General features: G+C 72.6%; 11 protein-coding genes. 10 read left to right on the forward strand and 1 reads right to left on the reverse strand.

Annotation, left to right across the window (positions count from 1 at the left end; all coding sequences use genetic code 11):
- Nucleotides 1–59: 59 nt before the first annotated feature.
- Nucleotides 60–524 carry an Rv3235 family protein gene (locus ACFVXH_RS24965; protein WP_074005009.1) on the reverse strand — a complete coding sequence of 155 codons (465 nt, stop codon included), beginning with the start codon at nt 522–524 and terminating at the stop codon, nt 60–62.
- 334 nt (nt 525–858) lie between these two features.
- Here ACFVXH_RS24965 and ACFVXH_RS24970 point away from each other — a divergent pair, with 334 nt between their 5' ends.
- The 10 genes from ACFVXH_RS24970 (at nt 859) to ACFVXH_RS25015 (ending at nt 14,987) form a co-directional block, all read left to right on the forward strand.
- Nucleotides 859–1,989: a patatin-like phospholipase family protein gene (locus ACFVXH_RS24970; protein ID WP_387827277.1), complete on the forward strand. Its 1,131-nt coding sequence runs from the start codon at nt 859–861 to the stop codon at nt 1,987–1,989.
- A gap of 185 nt (nt 1,990–2,174) precedes the next feature.
- Nucleotides 2,175–2,684: a DUF6912 family protein gene (locus ACFVXH_RS24975; protein ID WP_049653861.1), complete on the forward strand. Its 510-nt coding sequence runs from the start codon at nt 2,175–2,177 to the stop codon at nt 2,682–2,684.
- A 47-nt stretch (nt 2,685–2,731) separates the two neighbouring features.
- Nucleotides 2,732–3,388: an HAD family hydrolase gene (locus tag ACFVXH_RS24980; RefSeq protein ID WP_387827280.1), complete on the forward strand. Its 657-nt coding sequence runs from the start codon at nt 2,732–2,734 to the stop codon at nt 3,386–3,388.
- A 154-nt stretch (nt 3,389–3,542) separates the two neighbouring features.
- Nucleotides 3,543–5,168, forward strand: coding sequence for an L-glutamate gamma-semialdehyde dehydrogenase (pruA, locus tag ACFVXH_RS24985; protein WP_387827584.1), 1,626 nt, complete (start codon nt 3,543–3,545; stop codon nt 5,166–5,168).
- Between the two features lie 284 nt (nt 5,169–5,452).
- Nucleotides 5,453–10,399 carry an NAD-glutamate dehydrogenase gene (locus tag ACFVXH_RS24990; RefSeq protein ID WP_387827283.1) on the forward strand — a complete coding sequence of 1,649 codons (4,947 nt, stop codon included), beginning with the start codon at nt 5,453–5,455 and terminating at the stop codon, nt 10,397–10,399.
- Nucleotides 10,400–10,890: 491 nt separating this feature from the next.
- Nucleotides 10,891–12,174 carry an ATP-binding protein gene (locus tag ACFVXH_RS24995; protein WP_049653847.1) on the forward strand — a complete coding sequence of 428 codons (1,284 nt, stop codon included), beginning with the start codon at nt 10,891–10,893 and terminating at the stop codon, nt 12,172–12,174.
- Nucleotides 12,171–12,572 carry a roadblock/LC7 domain-containing protein gene (locus tag ACFVXH_RS25000; RefSeq protein WP_049653846.1) on the forward strand — a complete coding sequence of 134 codons (402 nt, stop codon included), beginning with the start codon at nt 12,171–12,173 and terminating at the stop codon, nt 12,570–12,572. The genes ACFVXH_RS24995 and ACFVXH_RS25000 overlap by 4 nt, the downstream gene beginning before the upstream one ends.
- Nucleotides 12,569–12,943, forward strand: coding sequence for a DUF742 domain-containing protein (locus ACFVXH_RS25005; RefSeq protein ID WP_049653843.1), 375 nt, complete (start codon nt 12,569–12,571; stop codon nt 12,941–12,943). Before ACFVXH_RS25000 ends, ACFVXH_RS25005 begins: the two co-directional genes overlap by 4 nt.
- Complete coding sequence (locus ACFVXH_RS25010; RefSeq protein ID WP_049653842.1) at nt 12,918–13,508, forward strand: ATP/GTP-binding protein; 591 nt, start codon at nt 12,918–12,920, stop codon at nt 13,506–13,508. The genes ACFVXH_RS25005 and ACFVXH_RS25010 overlap by 26 nt, the downstream gene beginning before the upstream one ends.
- A gap of 90 nt (nt 13,509–13,598) precedes the next feature.
- Nucleotides 13,599–14,987, forward strand: coding sequence for a cytochrome P450 (locus ACFVXH_RS25015; RefSeq protein WP_074005014.1), 1,389 nt, complete (start codon nt 13,599–13,601; stop codon nt 14,985–14,987).
- Nucleotides 14,988–15,016: the final 29 nt, after the last annotated feature.

Genomic DNA, 15,016 nt, shown 5'->3' on the forward strand with positions numbered 1-15,016 from the left:
CTGCGCCGTTCCGTACCGCCGGGCGTGTGGTCCGTACCGGCGGGCGCGCGGCGGGGCGCTCACCGGGCCTCCACGGCGGTGCACTGCCACTGCCCGGCCGGGCCGCGCTGCTCCAGCCGGAAGGCCACCATGTGGTGGCGCCGGCCGAGGTCGACCCGCACGCAGGCCTCGACCGCGTCGGGTGAGGGCGAGCGGTCGTGCACCGGGCCGAGCCGGGGCCGGTCGGCGGGGCCGCCGCGGCGCAGCGCGCCGGCCCGGACCAGCGAGGCGAGCTGCCCGTAGCCGTCCAGGCTGGTGTGCCGCATCAGCTGGCCGGAGGGCCGGGCGCCGGTGAGCACCTCGACCAGCTGGCGGGCGAACCGGGCGGCCAGCGCCCCGGAGCCCGGCCCGGCGTTCGGCCCGGGGGTATTGGTGCAGGCGGCGCGCGGGTGGCGCGGGCGGCGGCCGGCCGGCTCGCAGCCGCCGGCGTCACGCGGACGGCGGTACGGGCGGGCGGCGGGGTGGGCGCTGTACCGGACGGTCACGGGGTGGCTCCTCGGCTGGGTGGTGCGGGTACGGACGGGTCCAGGCTGGGGGCGTCCCGCGCGGGGCGGCAACGGGTTTCCGGGGCGGCCGGGACGGGCCCCCGAATTCACCTATCCGGGGGAACCGGCCTGTGCGGCGCCGGGCCGGAGGGGCCGTCCGACGGCACCCGGTTGACGTGCGGGGACGGGCCGTACGGTCCAAAAGGGGACGCTCCGGCTGGGCGGACCGGGTGGCGGCGCCCGGCCGCCGCATTGCGCCGTACGGGCGCGGCGCGCACCATCGGAGCCTGACCGGGAGCGGACCGCCGGGCTCCCACGACGAGGGACGGCCGGTATGACGACACGGGTGGCGGCCCCGGCGGCCGCGGGCACCGCCCCGCCCGCCGGCGAAGGCGTGCCGCGGTACGGCGTGGTGCTGGGCGGCGGCGGGATGCTCGGCGCGGCCTGGACGGTCGGCGCGCTGTGCGCCGTCGAGGAGGCCACCGGGCGGCAGCCGGGCGGGGCCGACGTCCTGCTGGGCACCTCGGCGGGTGCGATCCTCGCCGCGATGCTGGCCGGCGGCGTCCGCCCCGAGCAGCTGCGCGACCACCAGCGCGGCCTGCCGATCACCGAGGGGCCGCTGGCCGGGACGGCCTTCGACTACGACACCGCCGTCGGCGGCGCGCTGCCGCCCCGCCCCCGGGCCGGGATCGGCTCGCCCGGCCTGCTGCGGGACGCCGTCCGGCACCCGCGCGAGTACCCGCTGCTGACCATGGTCTCGGCGATCGCGCCGCACGGCCGCGGCTCGCTGGCGCCGGTCGGCGAGCTGGTGCGCGGCCTGCTCGGCGACGGCGGAGAGCCGGAGCCCGGCGGCGGGGGATCGCCGCTGCGGGTGGTGGCCGTGGACTACCGCAGCGGCCGGCGGGTGGTCTTCGGCGACCCGGACGCCCCGGCCGTCCCGGTGCCCGACGCGGTGATGGCCTCCTGCGCGATCCCCGGCTGGTTCGCGCCGGTGCGGCTGGACGGCTCGGCGTACGTGGACGGCGGCTGCTGGTCCGCCACCAACGCCGACCTGATGCTCGGCCGGGGCCTGGACGAGGTGTACGTGCTCGCCCCGATGGCCCTGCGGCTGGACCCGAGGCCGGGGCGGGCCTGGCGGCGGGGCCGGGAGGACCGGGAGGGGCAGGACGGCCGGGATGGCCGGCTCGGGGGCGGCCGCGACACCCTGGCCGCCCTGCGCGAGTGGCGCGCCCGGGACCGTCCGCGCGGCGTGCTCGCCCAGCTGGTGAGCCGCTACCGCCACGCCGTCACCCGGCAGCTGCTGCGCGAGGCCGCCCAGCTGCGGGCCGAGGGTGTCCGGGTGCGGCTGCTCGCGCCGACCCTGGCGGACCTCGCGGTGATGGGCCCGAACATGATGGACCCGGCCCGCCGCGGCGCCGTCCTGGAGAGCGCCCTGCGCACCAGCCGGGAGGCGCTCCGGGCCTAGCGCGGGCCCGGCGCGGGTCCGGCGCGGGCCCGGCGCGGGCACCGCCCGGCCCCAGCCGGCCCCGGCCGCGGGCGCCCGCCCCCGGACCAGGGGTGATCACGGGCGGCCCGGCGGCGCTTATTCTTGGGGCGCTGGAGACTGTGCTGCTGGACGAACCCCGCTGGACGAACCGGAGAGTGCCCCCGATGCGCGTGTACGTGCCCACCACCCTGGCCGGCCTGGCGGCGGCGCACGAGGGCGGCGCCCTGGACCAGTCCGCCGCGTACGCGGTGACGCCCGCGCTGCGCGAGTGGTACGTCAGCGACGACCTGGAGGAGCTGGAGTACGCGGCGCTGAACCGGGCCGCCCAGTCCTCGCTGCGGCTGCTGGCCGCCGACCCGGGGGCCCCGCGCCGCCGGGTGGTGGTGGCGCTGGACGTGGCGGACGGGTCGGTGCGGCCGTTCCCCGGCGACGAGTACCAGGACCAGGCCTCGCTCGGCCGGGTGGTGCTGGCCGGCCCGGTGCGGTTGGCCAAGGCGGCCGCGGTGCACGCCGACGTGTCCGACGACGAGGTGGTCACGGACGTCGCGGCGGCGGTGGCGGCGGTGGCCGCGGCCGACGCCGGCGACCAGGACGCCCAGTTCACCGTGGACGGAGCCGAGGACCACGACCTGCTCTGGTTCGCGACCCAGGAGATCCCCTCCCTGCTCGGGTGAGTTCCGCCCTACCGGCGTGTCACCCGGCCGGGTTACCGTTTCACCCCGTGCGCACTCACATCGTTTGGGACTGGAACGGCACGCTCTTCCACGACATGGAGGCCGTGCTCGGGGCGAGCAACGCCGCGTTCGCGACCATCGGCGTCGGGCCGATGACGCTCCAGGAGTACCGCGAGCAGTACGAGATCCCGATTCCCCGCTTCTACCAGCGCCTGCTCGGCCGGACGCCCTCCGCGGAGGAGTGGCTGAGGCTCGACGACGCGTTCCACGACCGCTACCGGGAGCTCAGCCCGTCCTGCGGGCTGACCGAGGGCGTGCGCGAGCTGTTGGACGGCTGGCGGGCGGCCGGGAACAGCCAGTCGCTGCTGTCGATGTACGAGCACGACAAGCTGGTGCCGCTGGTCGACACCTTCGGCCTGAGCAGCGGCTTCCTGCGGGTGGACGGCCGCAGCGGCCCGTCCGGCGGTCAGAAGGCGGAGCACCTGACCCGGCACCTGGCCGCGCTCGGCGAGCTGGTGGACCCGGCCCGTACGGTGCTGATCGGCGACGCCGCGGACGACGCCCTGGCGGCGCTGGGCGCGGGCGCCCACGCGGTGCTCTACACCGGCGGTTCGCACACTCGGGAGAAGCTGGAGCCGGTCGGCGTCCCGGTGGTGGACAGCCTGGCCGAGGCGGTCGAGCTGGCGGGCCGGATCACGGGCTGAACCCCGGGGCCCGTCCGGAAGGGGCGGGACGGGATACCGGCGGACGTGGCGGGCGCCACGTCCGCCGTCCGCGTGTCTGAGCGGGCGGATCGCGCCCCGGCTGGTCAGGCTGGTGTCACACCCGACCAGCCCCAGGACGGAGCCCGCCATGCCCATCGACGCAGTCACCGAGGTGCCGGTCCCGGTCAACGAGCCGGTGCGGGCGTACGCGCCCGGCAGTCCGGAGCGGGACCGGCTGGTGCGGCGGCTGGACGACCTGGCGGCCGAGCAGGTGCCGCTGCCGATGACGATCGGCGGTGAGCAGCGCTTCGGCGGCGGCGAGCGGATCGAGGTGGTGCAGCCGCACCACCACGCCGCCAAGCTGGGCGTGCTCGGCAACGCCACCCGGGAGGACGCCCGGGCGGCGGTGGACGCGGCGCTGGCCGCCGGCCGGCAGTGGCGCTCGCTCTCCTTCGACGACCGCGCGGCGGTCTTCCTGCGCGCCGCCGACCTGCTGGCCGGCCCCTGGCGGGAGACGCTCAACGCGGCCACCATGCTCGGCCAGTCCAAGACCGCGCAGCAGGCGGAGATCGACTCGGCGTGCGAGCTGATCGACTTCTGGCGGTTCAACGTGGGGTTCGCCCGGCAGATCCTGGCGGACCAGCCGATCTCCTCGCCCGGCGTGTGGAACCGCACCGACCACCGCCCGCTGGAAGGTTTCGTCTACGCGGTCACCCCGTTCAACTTCACCGCGATCGCCGGCAACCTGCCGACCGCCCCCGCGCTGATGGGCAACACCGTGGTCTGGAAGCCCGCGCCGACCCAGACCCTGGCCGCGTACCACCTGATGCGGCTGCTGGAGGCGGCCGGCCTGCCGCCCGGGGTGATCAACCTGGTGACCGGCGACGGCCTCCAGGTCTCCCCGGTGGTGCTCGCCGACCCGGCGTTCGCCGGGCTGCACTTCACCGGCTCCACCGCCACCTTCCGCTCCCTGTGGCAGACCGTCGGCGCCAACATCGGCGGCTACCGCGCGTACCCGAGGATCGTCGGCGAGACCGGCGGCAAGGACTTCCTGCTGGCCCACCGCTCGGCCGACCCGGAGATCCTGAGGACCGCGCTGATCCGCGGCGCCTTCGAGTACCAGGGCCAGAAGTGCTCGGCGCTGTCCCGCGCCTACCTGCCGCGCAGCCTCTGGCAGCGGATCAAGGACGACTTCCTGGCCGAGGTGGACGCGCTCGCGGTGGGCGACGTGACCGACCTGTCCAACTTCATGGGCGCCCTGATCGACCGGCGCGCCTTCGAGAAGAACCGGGACGCCATCGACCGGGCGAAGGCCGATCCGACGATCGAACTGGCGGCCGGAGGACAGTACGACGACGCGATCGGCTGGTTCGTCCGGCCGACCGTGCTGGTCTCCTCCGACCACCGGGGCGAGATCTTCCGGACCGAGTACTTCGGTCCGATCCTCGCCGTCCACGTCTACGAGGACTCCCGCTGGGACGACGTGCTGCGCCGGGTCGACGCCGGCGCCCCGTACGGCCTGACCGGTTCGGTGATCGCGCAGGATCGTTACGCCATCGCCCAGGCCGTCGAGGAGCTGCGGTTCACCGCGGGGAACTTCTACATCAACGACAAGCCGACCGGCGCGGTGGTCGGCCAGCAGCCCTTCGGCGGCGGCCGGGCCTCCGGCACCAACGACAAGGCGGGCGCCGCGCAGAACCTGCTGCGCTGGACCTCGGCCCGGTCGATCAAGGAGACCTTCGTCCCGCCGACCCACCACGGCCACCCGCACATGGGCTGAGAGTGAACACCGGGCTCCGGTTTGGACATGCTGTCCAGGACGGACCCGACTTCCTGCGGGTTTGCGCCGACCTGTCCCTGTCCACCTTCGATTGATCCGGTTAGGCTGGCTGGCGTCGTCGGGTGGCTGCAGGACGAACGGAACGTCCTACCCGCTGGGAGGGCGTTTCATGCGTGCCATGAGCCCCTTTCAGTCGGATGGTGCGGCAGGATTGCGGTGACCCGTCGGTGTACATCCACACACCACCGAGTCACGCAACGGCGCGCGACAGGAGCCAAGAAGTCATGCAGACCAAGCTGGACGCAGCCAAGGCCGAACTGCTCAAGAAGGCAGCCGCAGCCGCTGAGAACAGCCAGGTGGGGGGAGCGGCGCCGGGGGAGGGTCTGAGCAACGGCGCTCTGACCGCGTACCTGCACCACTACTACCTCCACACCGCGCCCGAGGACCTGGTCGACAGAGACCCGGTCGACGTGTACGGCGCGGCCGCCTCCCACTACCGCCTGGGCCTCAAGCGCCCGCAGGGCACCGCCGAGGTGCGGGTCCACACCCCCTCGGTCGAGGAGAACGGCTGGTCCTGCGGCCACACCGTGGTCGAGGTCGTCACGGACGACATGCCCTTCCTGGTCGACTCCGTCACCAACGAGCTGTCCCGCCAGGACCGCGCGATCCACGTCGTGATCCACCCCCAGCTGGTCGTCCGCCGCGACATCACCGGCAAGCTGCTGGAGATCCTGGACGTCGACGCCTGCTCCCGCAGCCAGGCCGCCGGCACCGAGTGGCCCGCCGACGCGACCGTCGAGTCGTGGATGCACATCGAGGTCGACCGCGAGACCGACCGCGAGGACCTGCGCGCCATCGAGGCCGACCTGCGCCGCGTGCTCGGCGACGTCCGCGAGGTCGTCGAGGACTGGGGCAAGATGCGCGAGAGCGCCCTGCGCCTGGCCGACGAGCTGGCCGAGGAGCCCCCGGCCGGCCTGCCCGAGCAGGAGGTCGGCGAGGCCTGGGAGCTGATGCGCTGGCTCGCCGACGACCACTTCACCTTCCTCGGCTACCGCGAGTACGACCTGGTCGAGCACGAGGGCGAGGAGGTCCTCAAGGCCGTCGCCGGGACCGGCCTCGGCATCCTGCGCTCCGACCCGCACAGCCACGACGACGCCCACCACGCCGTCAGCGAGGCCTTCGGCCGGCTCTCCGCGCCGGTGCGCGCCAAGGCCCACGAGAAGAAGCTGCTCGTCCTGACCAAGGCCAACAGCCGGTCCACCGTGCACCGCCCGGCCTACCTGGACTACGTCGGCGTGAAGAAGTTCAACGCCGCCGGCGAGCCGATCGGCGAGCGCCGCTTCCTCGGCCTGTTCTCCTCCGCCGCCTACACCGAGTCGGTCACCCGCATCCCGGTCGTGCGCCGCAAGGTCCAGGAGGTGCTGGAGGACTCCGGCTTCTCCAGCGAGAGCCACGACGGCCGCGACCTGCTCCAGATCATGGAGACCTTCCCGCGGGACGAGATCTTCCAGACCCCGGCCTCCGAGCTGCTCTCCATCGCGACGAGCGTGCTCTACCTCCAGGAGCGCCGCAAGCTGCGGCTGTTCCTGCGCCAGGACGAGTACGGGCGCTACTTCTCGGCGTTCATCTACCTGCCGCGCGACCGCTACACCACGCGCATCCGGCTGCTGATCACCGACATCCTCAAGGAGGAGCTGAACGGCGCCACCATCGACTACACGGTGTACGCCACCGAGTCGGTGCTGACCCGTCTGCACTTCGTCGTCCGGGTCGCCCCGGGCACCGCGCTGCCGCACCTCAGCGACACGGACATCGAGCGGATCGAGAACCGGCTGGCCGAGGCCGCCCGGTTCTGGATGGACGGCTTCCACGACCAGCTGCACACCGAGCTGGGCGAGGAGCGGGCCGCCGAGCTCGGCCACAAGTACGCCAACGCCTTCCCCGACGGCTACCGCGCCGACTTCCCGCCGCGCACCGCCGTCGCCGACATCAAGCAGATCGAGTCGCTGCACGGCGAGGGCGACTTCCGCCTGAACCTGTACCAGCCGGTCGGCGCCGGCGACGACGAGCGCCGCTTCAAGATCTACCGGGTCGGCGGCCCGATCTCGCTGACCGAGGTCCTGCCGGTGCTCCAGCGCCTGGGCGTCGAGGTGCTGGACGAGCACCCGTACGCGCTGCGCCGCTCCGACGGCAGCACCGCGTGGGTCTACGACTTCGGCCTGAAGCTGCGCGAGGCCACCGAGCTCACCGACGAGGCCCGCGAGCGCTTCCAGGAGACCTTCGCCGCCACCTGGACGGGCAAGGCCGAGAACGACGGCTTCAACGAGCTGGTGCTGACCGCCGGGCTGACCTGGCGCCAGGCGATGATGCTGCGCGCGTACGCCAAGTACCTGCGCCAGGCGGGCTCCACGTTCTCCCAGGACTACATGGAGGACGCGCTCCGCAACAACACCCACTCCACCCGGCTGCTGGTCAACCTGTTCGAGGCCCGGCTGAGCCCGAGCCACCGCGCGGGCGCCCTGGAGCTGACCGAGGGCATCCTGGAGGAGCTGTCCGGCGCCCTCGACGAGGTCGTCTCGCTGGACGAGGACCGCATCCTGCGCTCCTTCCTGAACCTCATCAAGGCGACCCTGCGGACCAACTTCTTCCAGCACGCCGCCTCCGGCGAGTGGCACTCCTACGTGTCGATGAAGTTCGACCCGAAGGCCATCCCGGACCTGCCGGCCCCGCGCCCGGCGTTCGAGATCTGGGTCTACTCGCCGCAGGTCGAGGGCGTCCACCTGCGCTTCGGCAAGGTCGCCCGCGGCGGTCTGCGCTGGTCCGACCGGCGCGAGGACTTCCGCACCGAGATCCTGGGCCTGGTCAAGGCGCAGATGGTCAAGAACACCGTCATCGTCCCGGTCGGCGCCAAGGGCGGCTTCGTCGCCAAGCAGCTGCCGGACCCGGCGGTCGACCGCGACGCCTGGCTGGCCGAGGGCGTCTCCTCGTACAAGACCTTCATCTCGGCGCTGCTCGACATCACCGACAACCTGGTCGGCGGCGAGGTCGTGCACCCGGCCGACGTGGTCCGCCACGACGAGGACGACACCTACCTGGTCGTCGCCGCCGACAAGGGCACCGCGACCTTCTCGGACATCGCCAACGGCGTCGCCGAGTCCTACGGCTTCTGGCTGGGCGACGCGTTCGCCTCCGGCGGCTCGGCCGGCTACGACCACAAGGGCATGGGCATCACCGCCCGCGGTGCCTGGGAGTCGGTCAAGCGCAACTTCCGCGAGCTCGGCGTCGACACCCAGACCGAGGACTTCACCGTCATCGGCATCGGCGACATGTCCGGCGACGTCTTCGGCAACGGCATGCTGCTCAGCGAGCACATCCGCCTGGTCGCCGCCTTCGACCACCGGCACATCTTCCTGGACCCGAACCCGGAGGCGGCCTCCTCGTACGCCGAGCGCCGCCGCCTGTTCGAGCTGCCGCGCAGCTCCTGGGACGACTACGACCGGTCGCTGATCTCGGCCGGCGGCGGGGTCTTCCCGCGCAGCGCCAAGTCGATCCAGCTGACCCCGCAGGTCCGCGCCGCCCTCGGTGTGTCGGCGACCAAGCTGACCCCGGCCGAGCTGATGCGGGCCGTCCTCCAGGCCCCGGTCGACCTGTTCTGGAACGGCGGCATCGGCACCTACGTCAAGGCCTCCACCGAGACCAACGCCGAGGTGGGCGACAAGTCCAACGACGCCATCCGGGTCAACGGCGAGCAGGTCCGGGCCCGGGTCATCGGCGAGGGCGGCAACCTCGGCTGCACCCAGCTCGGCCGCATCGAGTACGCGGCCACCGGCGGCCCGGAGGGCACCGGCGGCTGGATCGACACCGACGCGATCGACAACTCGGCCGGTGTGGACACCTCGGACCACGAGGTCAACATCAAGATCCTGCTCAACCAGGTGGTCGCCGAGGGCGACATGACGGTCAAGCAGCGCAACGTCCTGCTGGCCGAGATGACCGACGAGGTCGGCCACCTAGTGCTGCGCAACAACTACGCGCAGAACGTGGTGCTGGCCAACGCCGTCGCCCAGGCGCACAGCATGGTCAACGTGCACGCCCGGATGATCAGCCGCTTCGAGTCGGCCGGGCAGCTGGACCGCGGGCTGGAGTTCCTGCCCGCCGAGCGCCAGATCCGTGAGCGCCAGCAGAACGGCCGCGGCCTCTCGCAGCCCGAGATGTCCGTCCTGCTCGCCTACACCAAGATCATCCTGGCCGAGGAGCTGCTGGCCACCGAGCTGCCGGACGACCCGTTCTTCCGCACCTCGCTGCACGAGTACTTCCCGACCGCGCTGCGGGCGAGGTTCGCCGACGCGATCGACAACCACGCGCTGCGCCGCGAGATCATCACCACGCTGATCGTCAACGACACGATCAACCGCGGTGGCTGCACCTTCGCCTTCCGCCTGAAGGAGGAGACCGGCGCGACCTACGAGGAGATCGCCCGGACGCACACCGCCGCGCGGGCCGTCTTCGACCTGGAGCCGATCTGGGCCGAGATCGAGGACCTGGACAACAAGGTCCCGGCCCGGGTGCAGACCAAGATGCGGCTGCACTCGCGGCGCCTGGTCGAGCGCGCCACCCGGTGGATGCTCAACAACCGCCGCCAGCCGCTCGACATCGCCGGCACCATCGAGTTCTTCCACGACCGGGTCAACCAGGTCTGGGCGTCGCTGCCCAAGCCGCTCCGCGGCGAGGACCTGACCTGGTTCGAGTCGATCTACGGCGAGCTCGCCGCGGCCGGCGTGCCGGAGGAGCTGGCCACCCGGATCGCCGGCCTCTCCTCGGTCTTCCCGACCCTGGACGTGGCCGAGGTCGCGGACCGCTCCGGCAAGGACGTCGCCGAGGTCGCCGACCTCTACTACGACCTGGGCGACCGGCTCCAGATCTCGCACCTGCTCGACCGCATCATCGAGCTGCCCCGCACCGACCGCTGGTCGTCGATGGCCCGGGCCGCGATCCGCGAGGACCTCTTCGCGGCGCACGCGGCGCTGACCGCCGACATCCTGGCCTGCGGCCCCGAGGGCGCGACCCCGGAGGAGCGGTACACCGCCTGGGCCGAGCTCAACGCGACCCTGCTGAACCGCGCCAAGAGCACCCTCGACGACATAAGGGGTTCGGACAACTACGAGCTGTCCAGCCTCTCGGTCGCGATGCGCGTCATCCGCACCCTGCTGCGCACCGGTTCGATGCGCTGACGGACGGCTGTACCGGAGGGGCCCGCGTCCACGGACGCGGGCCCCTTCCGCATGTCCGGCCGCCCGCCCGGAGGGCCGTCCGACGGCCCTCCGGAGAAGTCGCCCCGAGGGTCGTCCTGAGGTCCGTCCTGAGGTCCGTCCTGAGGTCCGTCAATTCCGGAGCGTGACAGCGGAATCACGCTGCGCGCGAATCGAAGTGTGGTCGGGATGTGTCCCTATGGTTAACGCGGCGTCACGAATGCCGCCATTTCTTGTCAGAGTTCCCAGCAAGTCGTGGAATTTCGCCCCAACTGCCCTTTTTGCTATCTGTTCTGACATGGCATGAGGTGCAGTAGGCTGACTCCGCGATAGGCGTCGCCGCAGGTCTCGTACCGGAACGCACTTCGATGTGGTGTGACATCGGGTGCCTTTCGGAGAGGTTCAGGCCGCCAGTCCCATTCGCGTTCCGGGGCCCGGACCGGCCCCACGCGATGCCACCTGAAGAGAGTTTCATGACGTCATTTGTGCAGGAACCCTTTTTCTGGGTCTTCATCGTGGTGATGCTCGTATCCGTCGGAGCGGCCCTCCAGGCCCGCCGGACGAACCTCGCCCTGCGACGGCGCAACGCCTCGCTGGAGGAGGAGAGCGCCCTGGCACAGCGGCAGCGCGAGGAACTCGCCGTGCTGCACGACCGCCTGCAGGGCCAGCACGCCTCCGAGCTGACGGCCGTCCGCCGGGACGCCGAGGAGGACACCAAGGCCGTCCTCAAGGCGGCGATGCGGACGCTGCAGGGCTTGGCCGACGAGCAGCAGATCGTCATCGACAAGGTGCAGCGGAAGTACGGCGACAGCCCGCAGATCCTCGCCGACCTGATGACGATCGACCACACCAACAGCCAGTTCGGCCGGCGTGCCCAGGGCATCGCGGTGCTCTGCGGCGGCTGGTTGGGCCGCCGTGAGAGCGTCGCCTCGGTCTTCGACGTGGTCCGCAGCGCCCAGGGCCGGATCCGGCACTTCGACCGGGTGCGGATCCACTCCCGGGTCAGCGTCTCGCTCGCCAGCAAGGTCGTCGAGCCGGTCGCCGTCGTGCTGTCCGAGCTGCTCGCCAACGCGACCAACTACTCCGCCCCGGACACCCCGGTGGAGGTCAGCGTCCAGGCCGTCCCCACCGGCGTCTGCCTGATCATCGACGACGCCGGCCTCGGCATGGGCCAGGAGGAGAAGGACCGCGCGTCGCTGCTCCTGAACCCGGGCGCGCCGATCAGCCTCACCAGCCTGGGCAACCCCCCGAAGTTCGGCTTCGCCGTCTCCGGCATGCTGGCCGCCCGCTACGGCTTCCGGGTCTCCGTCGACTCCGTCTCCCCGTACGGGGGCGTGCGGGCCGTGGTGCTGCTGCCGGCCGAGCTGCTGAGCAGCGAGGTCGCGGCCCCGCCCGTCGCCGAGCACACCGACTACCCCGACTACCAGGCCGCGCCGGTGGAGCAGCCCGCGCAGGCCTGGGCGCCGGGTGCCGGCCAGCGGCTCGTGTCGCTGTCCGAGCCGACGGCGCCCCTGGCCCCGGTGCCGACGCCGTACGCGGCGACGGCGGGACCGGAGACGACCGCGGACGGACTGCTGCCCCGGCGCCGCCGCCAGCGTCCCGTGTCGGTCGTCCCCACCCCGCAGGAGCCCGGTCCCGGTCGGGCCGAGGATCCGCGGGGCACCGGCCAGTACACGCCGTCCCGCCTCGGCGCGTTCCAGCGCGGCACGCTGTCCGGGCGCAACACCATGACCACGGAAGGAACCGAGATCCAGTGAGCCGCGATCTTTCCTGGGTGCTCAACGACGTACTCCAGGTACCGGGCGCCCGGCACGCTATCCTCGTCTCCGCCGACGGCCTCCTGCTCGAACGGTCCAGCGAGATCGGCCGCGACGAGGCGGAGACCAACGCCGCCGCGATGAGCTCGATGCAGTCGCTGAGCCGCGCGGTCGCCCCGTTCGTCGGCGGCGGCGCCGGGGTCTGGCGCCAGACCCTCCTGGAGTACGACCACGGCTGGATCTTCCTGATCGCGGCCGGCAGCGGCGCGTACCTGGCCGCCTCCACCGCCCCCGACGTCGACATGGAGGCGATGTCCTTCCGGATGCAGCAGCAGGTGGGCGCGCTCGGACGGGCGATGTCGGCGGCGCCGCGCCAGAGCACGCTCAGCGGCTCATGACGACCGGCGGCGAGGAACAGCGGGTCTCCGGCGGCTTCATCCGCTCCTACGTCATCACCGGCGGGCGCGCGTTACCGAGTGCGGACGACCTGTCTCTGATCACCCTGGTCACCATCGCGCCCGAGCAGGACCTCCCCGCGCTGCCGAGCCCGGAGACCCGGGCGATCTGGGAGCTGTGCTCCGGCGGCTACCTCTCGGTGGCCGAGGTCGCGGCCAGGCTGGAGCTGCCGGTGGGGGTCGTGAGGCTGCTGCTGACGGACCTGATCCGTGAGGGGCGGCTGCTGCGGCGGTCGGCCCCGCCCCCGGCCCAGGCCCCGGACCCGAGACTTCTAGAGAAGGTACTGCATGGACTTCAACGCCGGTTCGCCTGAGGACATCTACGTCCCGGGCGCGGTGACGACCGCTGTCAAGATCCTGGTCGTGGGGCACTTCGCGGTCGGCAAGACGACGCTCATCGGGGCCCTGTCGGAGATCGCCCCGCTGAGCACCGAGGAGAGCATGACGCAGGCGTCCGTCCGCGTCGACGACCTCCGCGGGGCGCCGGACAAGAAGACCACGACCGTCGCCCTGGACTTCGGCCGGCTGACGCTCGGCGACGACCTGGTGCTGTACCTGTTCGGTACGCCGGGCCAGCAGCGGTTCATGCAGCTCTGGGAGGACATGGCGCGGGGGGCACTGGGGGCGCTGCTGCTGGCCGACCCGACCCGCCTCGCGGACACCTTCCCCGTCATCGACCTGATCGAGCAGTACGGCCTGGAGTACGCGGTCGCGGTCAACAGCTTCGACCGGGAGAGCGGGTACACCGAGGACCAGCTGCGCGAGGCGCTCGACCTGCTGCCGCACACGCCGGTGGTGTTCTGCGACGCGCGGGACCAGCGCTCCTCGGCCAACGCCCTGCTGACGCTCGTCCGGCACCTGCTCGACCGCGCCTCCTGACCTCCCCACGGCTCCTCCCTCCCCCACGCCTTCCTCCCCTCACGTCTCCCGGGTCCGCACCCGCCCGGGGCCTCCTCCAAGGAACGACCCATGGAATCTCTGCAGCGACCCGTACCGCAGTCGCCTCCGCCGGGCTGCCCGATGCACGCCGGCGTGAGCACGCCGCTCTACGGGGAGATGTTCTCGGCCGACCCCGGCGCGGTCTACGACAAGCTGCGCGCCAACGGCCCGGCCGCGCCGGTGGAGTTGGCGCCGGGGGTGGACGCCACCCTGGTCACCTCGCACGAGGCCGCGCTGCGGGTGCTGCAGAACCCGGGCATGTTCGCCCGGGACTCGCGGCGCTGGGCGGCGCTGAACGAGGGCCGGGTGCCGATGGACAGCCCCGTCCTGCCGATGATGTTCTACCGGCCCAACTGCCTCTTCACGGACGGCGCCGAGCACCTGCGGCTGCGCAAGGCCGTCACCGAGAGCCTGGACCGGCTCAACGACAACCGGCTCAACCGGCACGTCGAGCGGATCGCCGGCTACCTGATCGACCAGTTCAGCGCGCTGGGCCGGGCGGACCTGCTCAACGACTACGCCAAGCTGCTGCCGCTGCTGCTGTTCAACCAGCTGTTCGGCTGCCCGGCCGACATCGGCGACCGGCTGACCCGCAGCATGTCCGCGCTCTTCGACGGCCTCGACGTGATCCAGGCCAACGAGGAGCTGACCTCCTGCCTGATGGACCTGGTCGCGCTGAAGCGCCGCCAGCCGGGCGACGACATCACCTCCTGGCTCATCCAGCACCCGGCCGGGCTGCGGGACGAGGAGCTCAAGGACCAGCTGGTCATGCTGATGGGCGCCGGCGTCGAGCCCGAGCGCAACCTCATCGGCAACGCGCTGCTCCTGCTGCTGTCCGGCGAGGGCGGTGCCGGACTGCGCATCGAGGACGCCCTCGACGACGTGCTGTGGAACAACCCGCCGATCGCCAACTACGCGACGCACTACCCGATGCAGGACCTCAACCTGGGCGGCGTCCCGATGGACGCCGGCAGCCCGGTGGTGATCAGCTTCGCCGCCGCCAACAGCGACCCGGTGCTGACCGACGCCCGACTGACCCTCAGCAAGGGGGCCCACCTGGCCTGGGGCGCCGGCCCGCACGCCTGCCCGGCCAAGTCCCCGGCCCAGTTGATCGCCCTGAGTGCGATCGAGTGCCTGCTCAACGCGCTCCCGGACGTCACGCTCGCGGTGCCCGCGGAGAGCGTCGAGTGGCGGCCGGGCCCGTTCCAGCGCGGCCTGGTCTCGCTGCCGGTGCGGTTCAGCCCGGTGGCCGCCCGCACCGCGGGGCCGGCCGTGGGCGCGGACACCGCCCCCGCTCCCGCGCCCGCGCAGGCCGCCGCCGAGCAGGTGCAGGCGTACCCGCAGGCCGCCGCCGGTCCGGCCCGGGCCCCGCAGAAGAAGGGCTGGTGGAGCTCCTTCCTGGACGTCTTCCGGGTCTGAGGCGTCCCGGGCTCCGGGCTCCCGGCCCG

It is taken from the genome of Kitasatospora sp. NPDC058184 (assembly GCF_042883725.1).
In the GTDB taxonomy this organism is placed as follows: Bacteria; Actinomycetota; Actinomycetes; order Streptomycetales; family Streptomycetaceae; genus Kitasatospora.

Coding starts and splice junctions, on each gene's coding strand:
- ACFVXH_RS24970 (WP_387827277.1), top strand. CDS start 859: ATGACGACACGGGTGGCGGCCCCGGCGGCCGCGGGCACCGCCCCGCCC.
- ACFVXH_RS24975 (WP_049653861.1), top strand. CDS start 2,175: ATGCGCGTGTACGTGCCCACCACCCTGGCCGGCCTGGCGGCGGCGCAC.
- ACFVXH_RS24990 (WP_387827283.1), top strand. CDS start 5,453: ATGCAGACCAAGCTGGACGCAGCCAAGGCCGAACTGCTCAAGAAGGCA.
- ACFVXH_RS24995 (WP_049653847.1), top strand. CDS start 10,891: ATGACGTCATTTGTGCAGGAACCCTTTTTCTGGGTCTTCATCGTGGTG.
- ACFVXH_RS25005 (WP_049653843.1), top strand. CDS start 12,569: ATGACGACCGGCGGCGAGGAACAGCGGGTCTCCGGCGGCTTCATCCGC.
- ACFVXH_RS25010 (WP_049653842.1), top strand. CDS start 12,918: ATGGACTTCAACGCCGGTTCGCCTGAGGACATCTACGTCCCGGGCGCG.
- ACFVXH_RS25015 (WP_074005014.1), top strand. CDS start 13,599: ATGGAATCTCTGCAGCGACCCGTACCGCAGTCGCCTCCGCCGGGCTGC.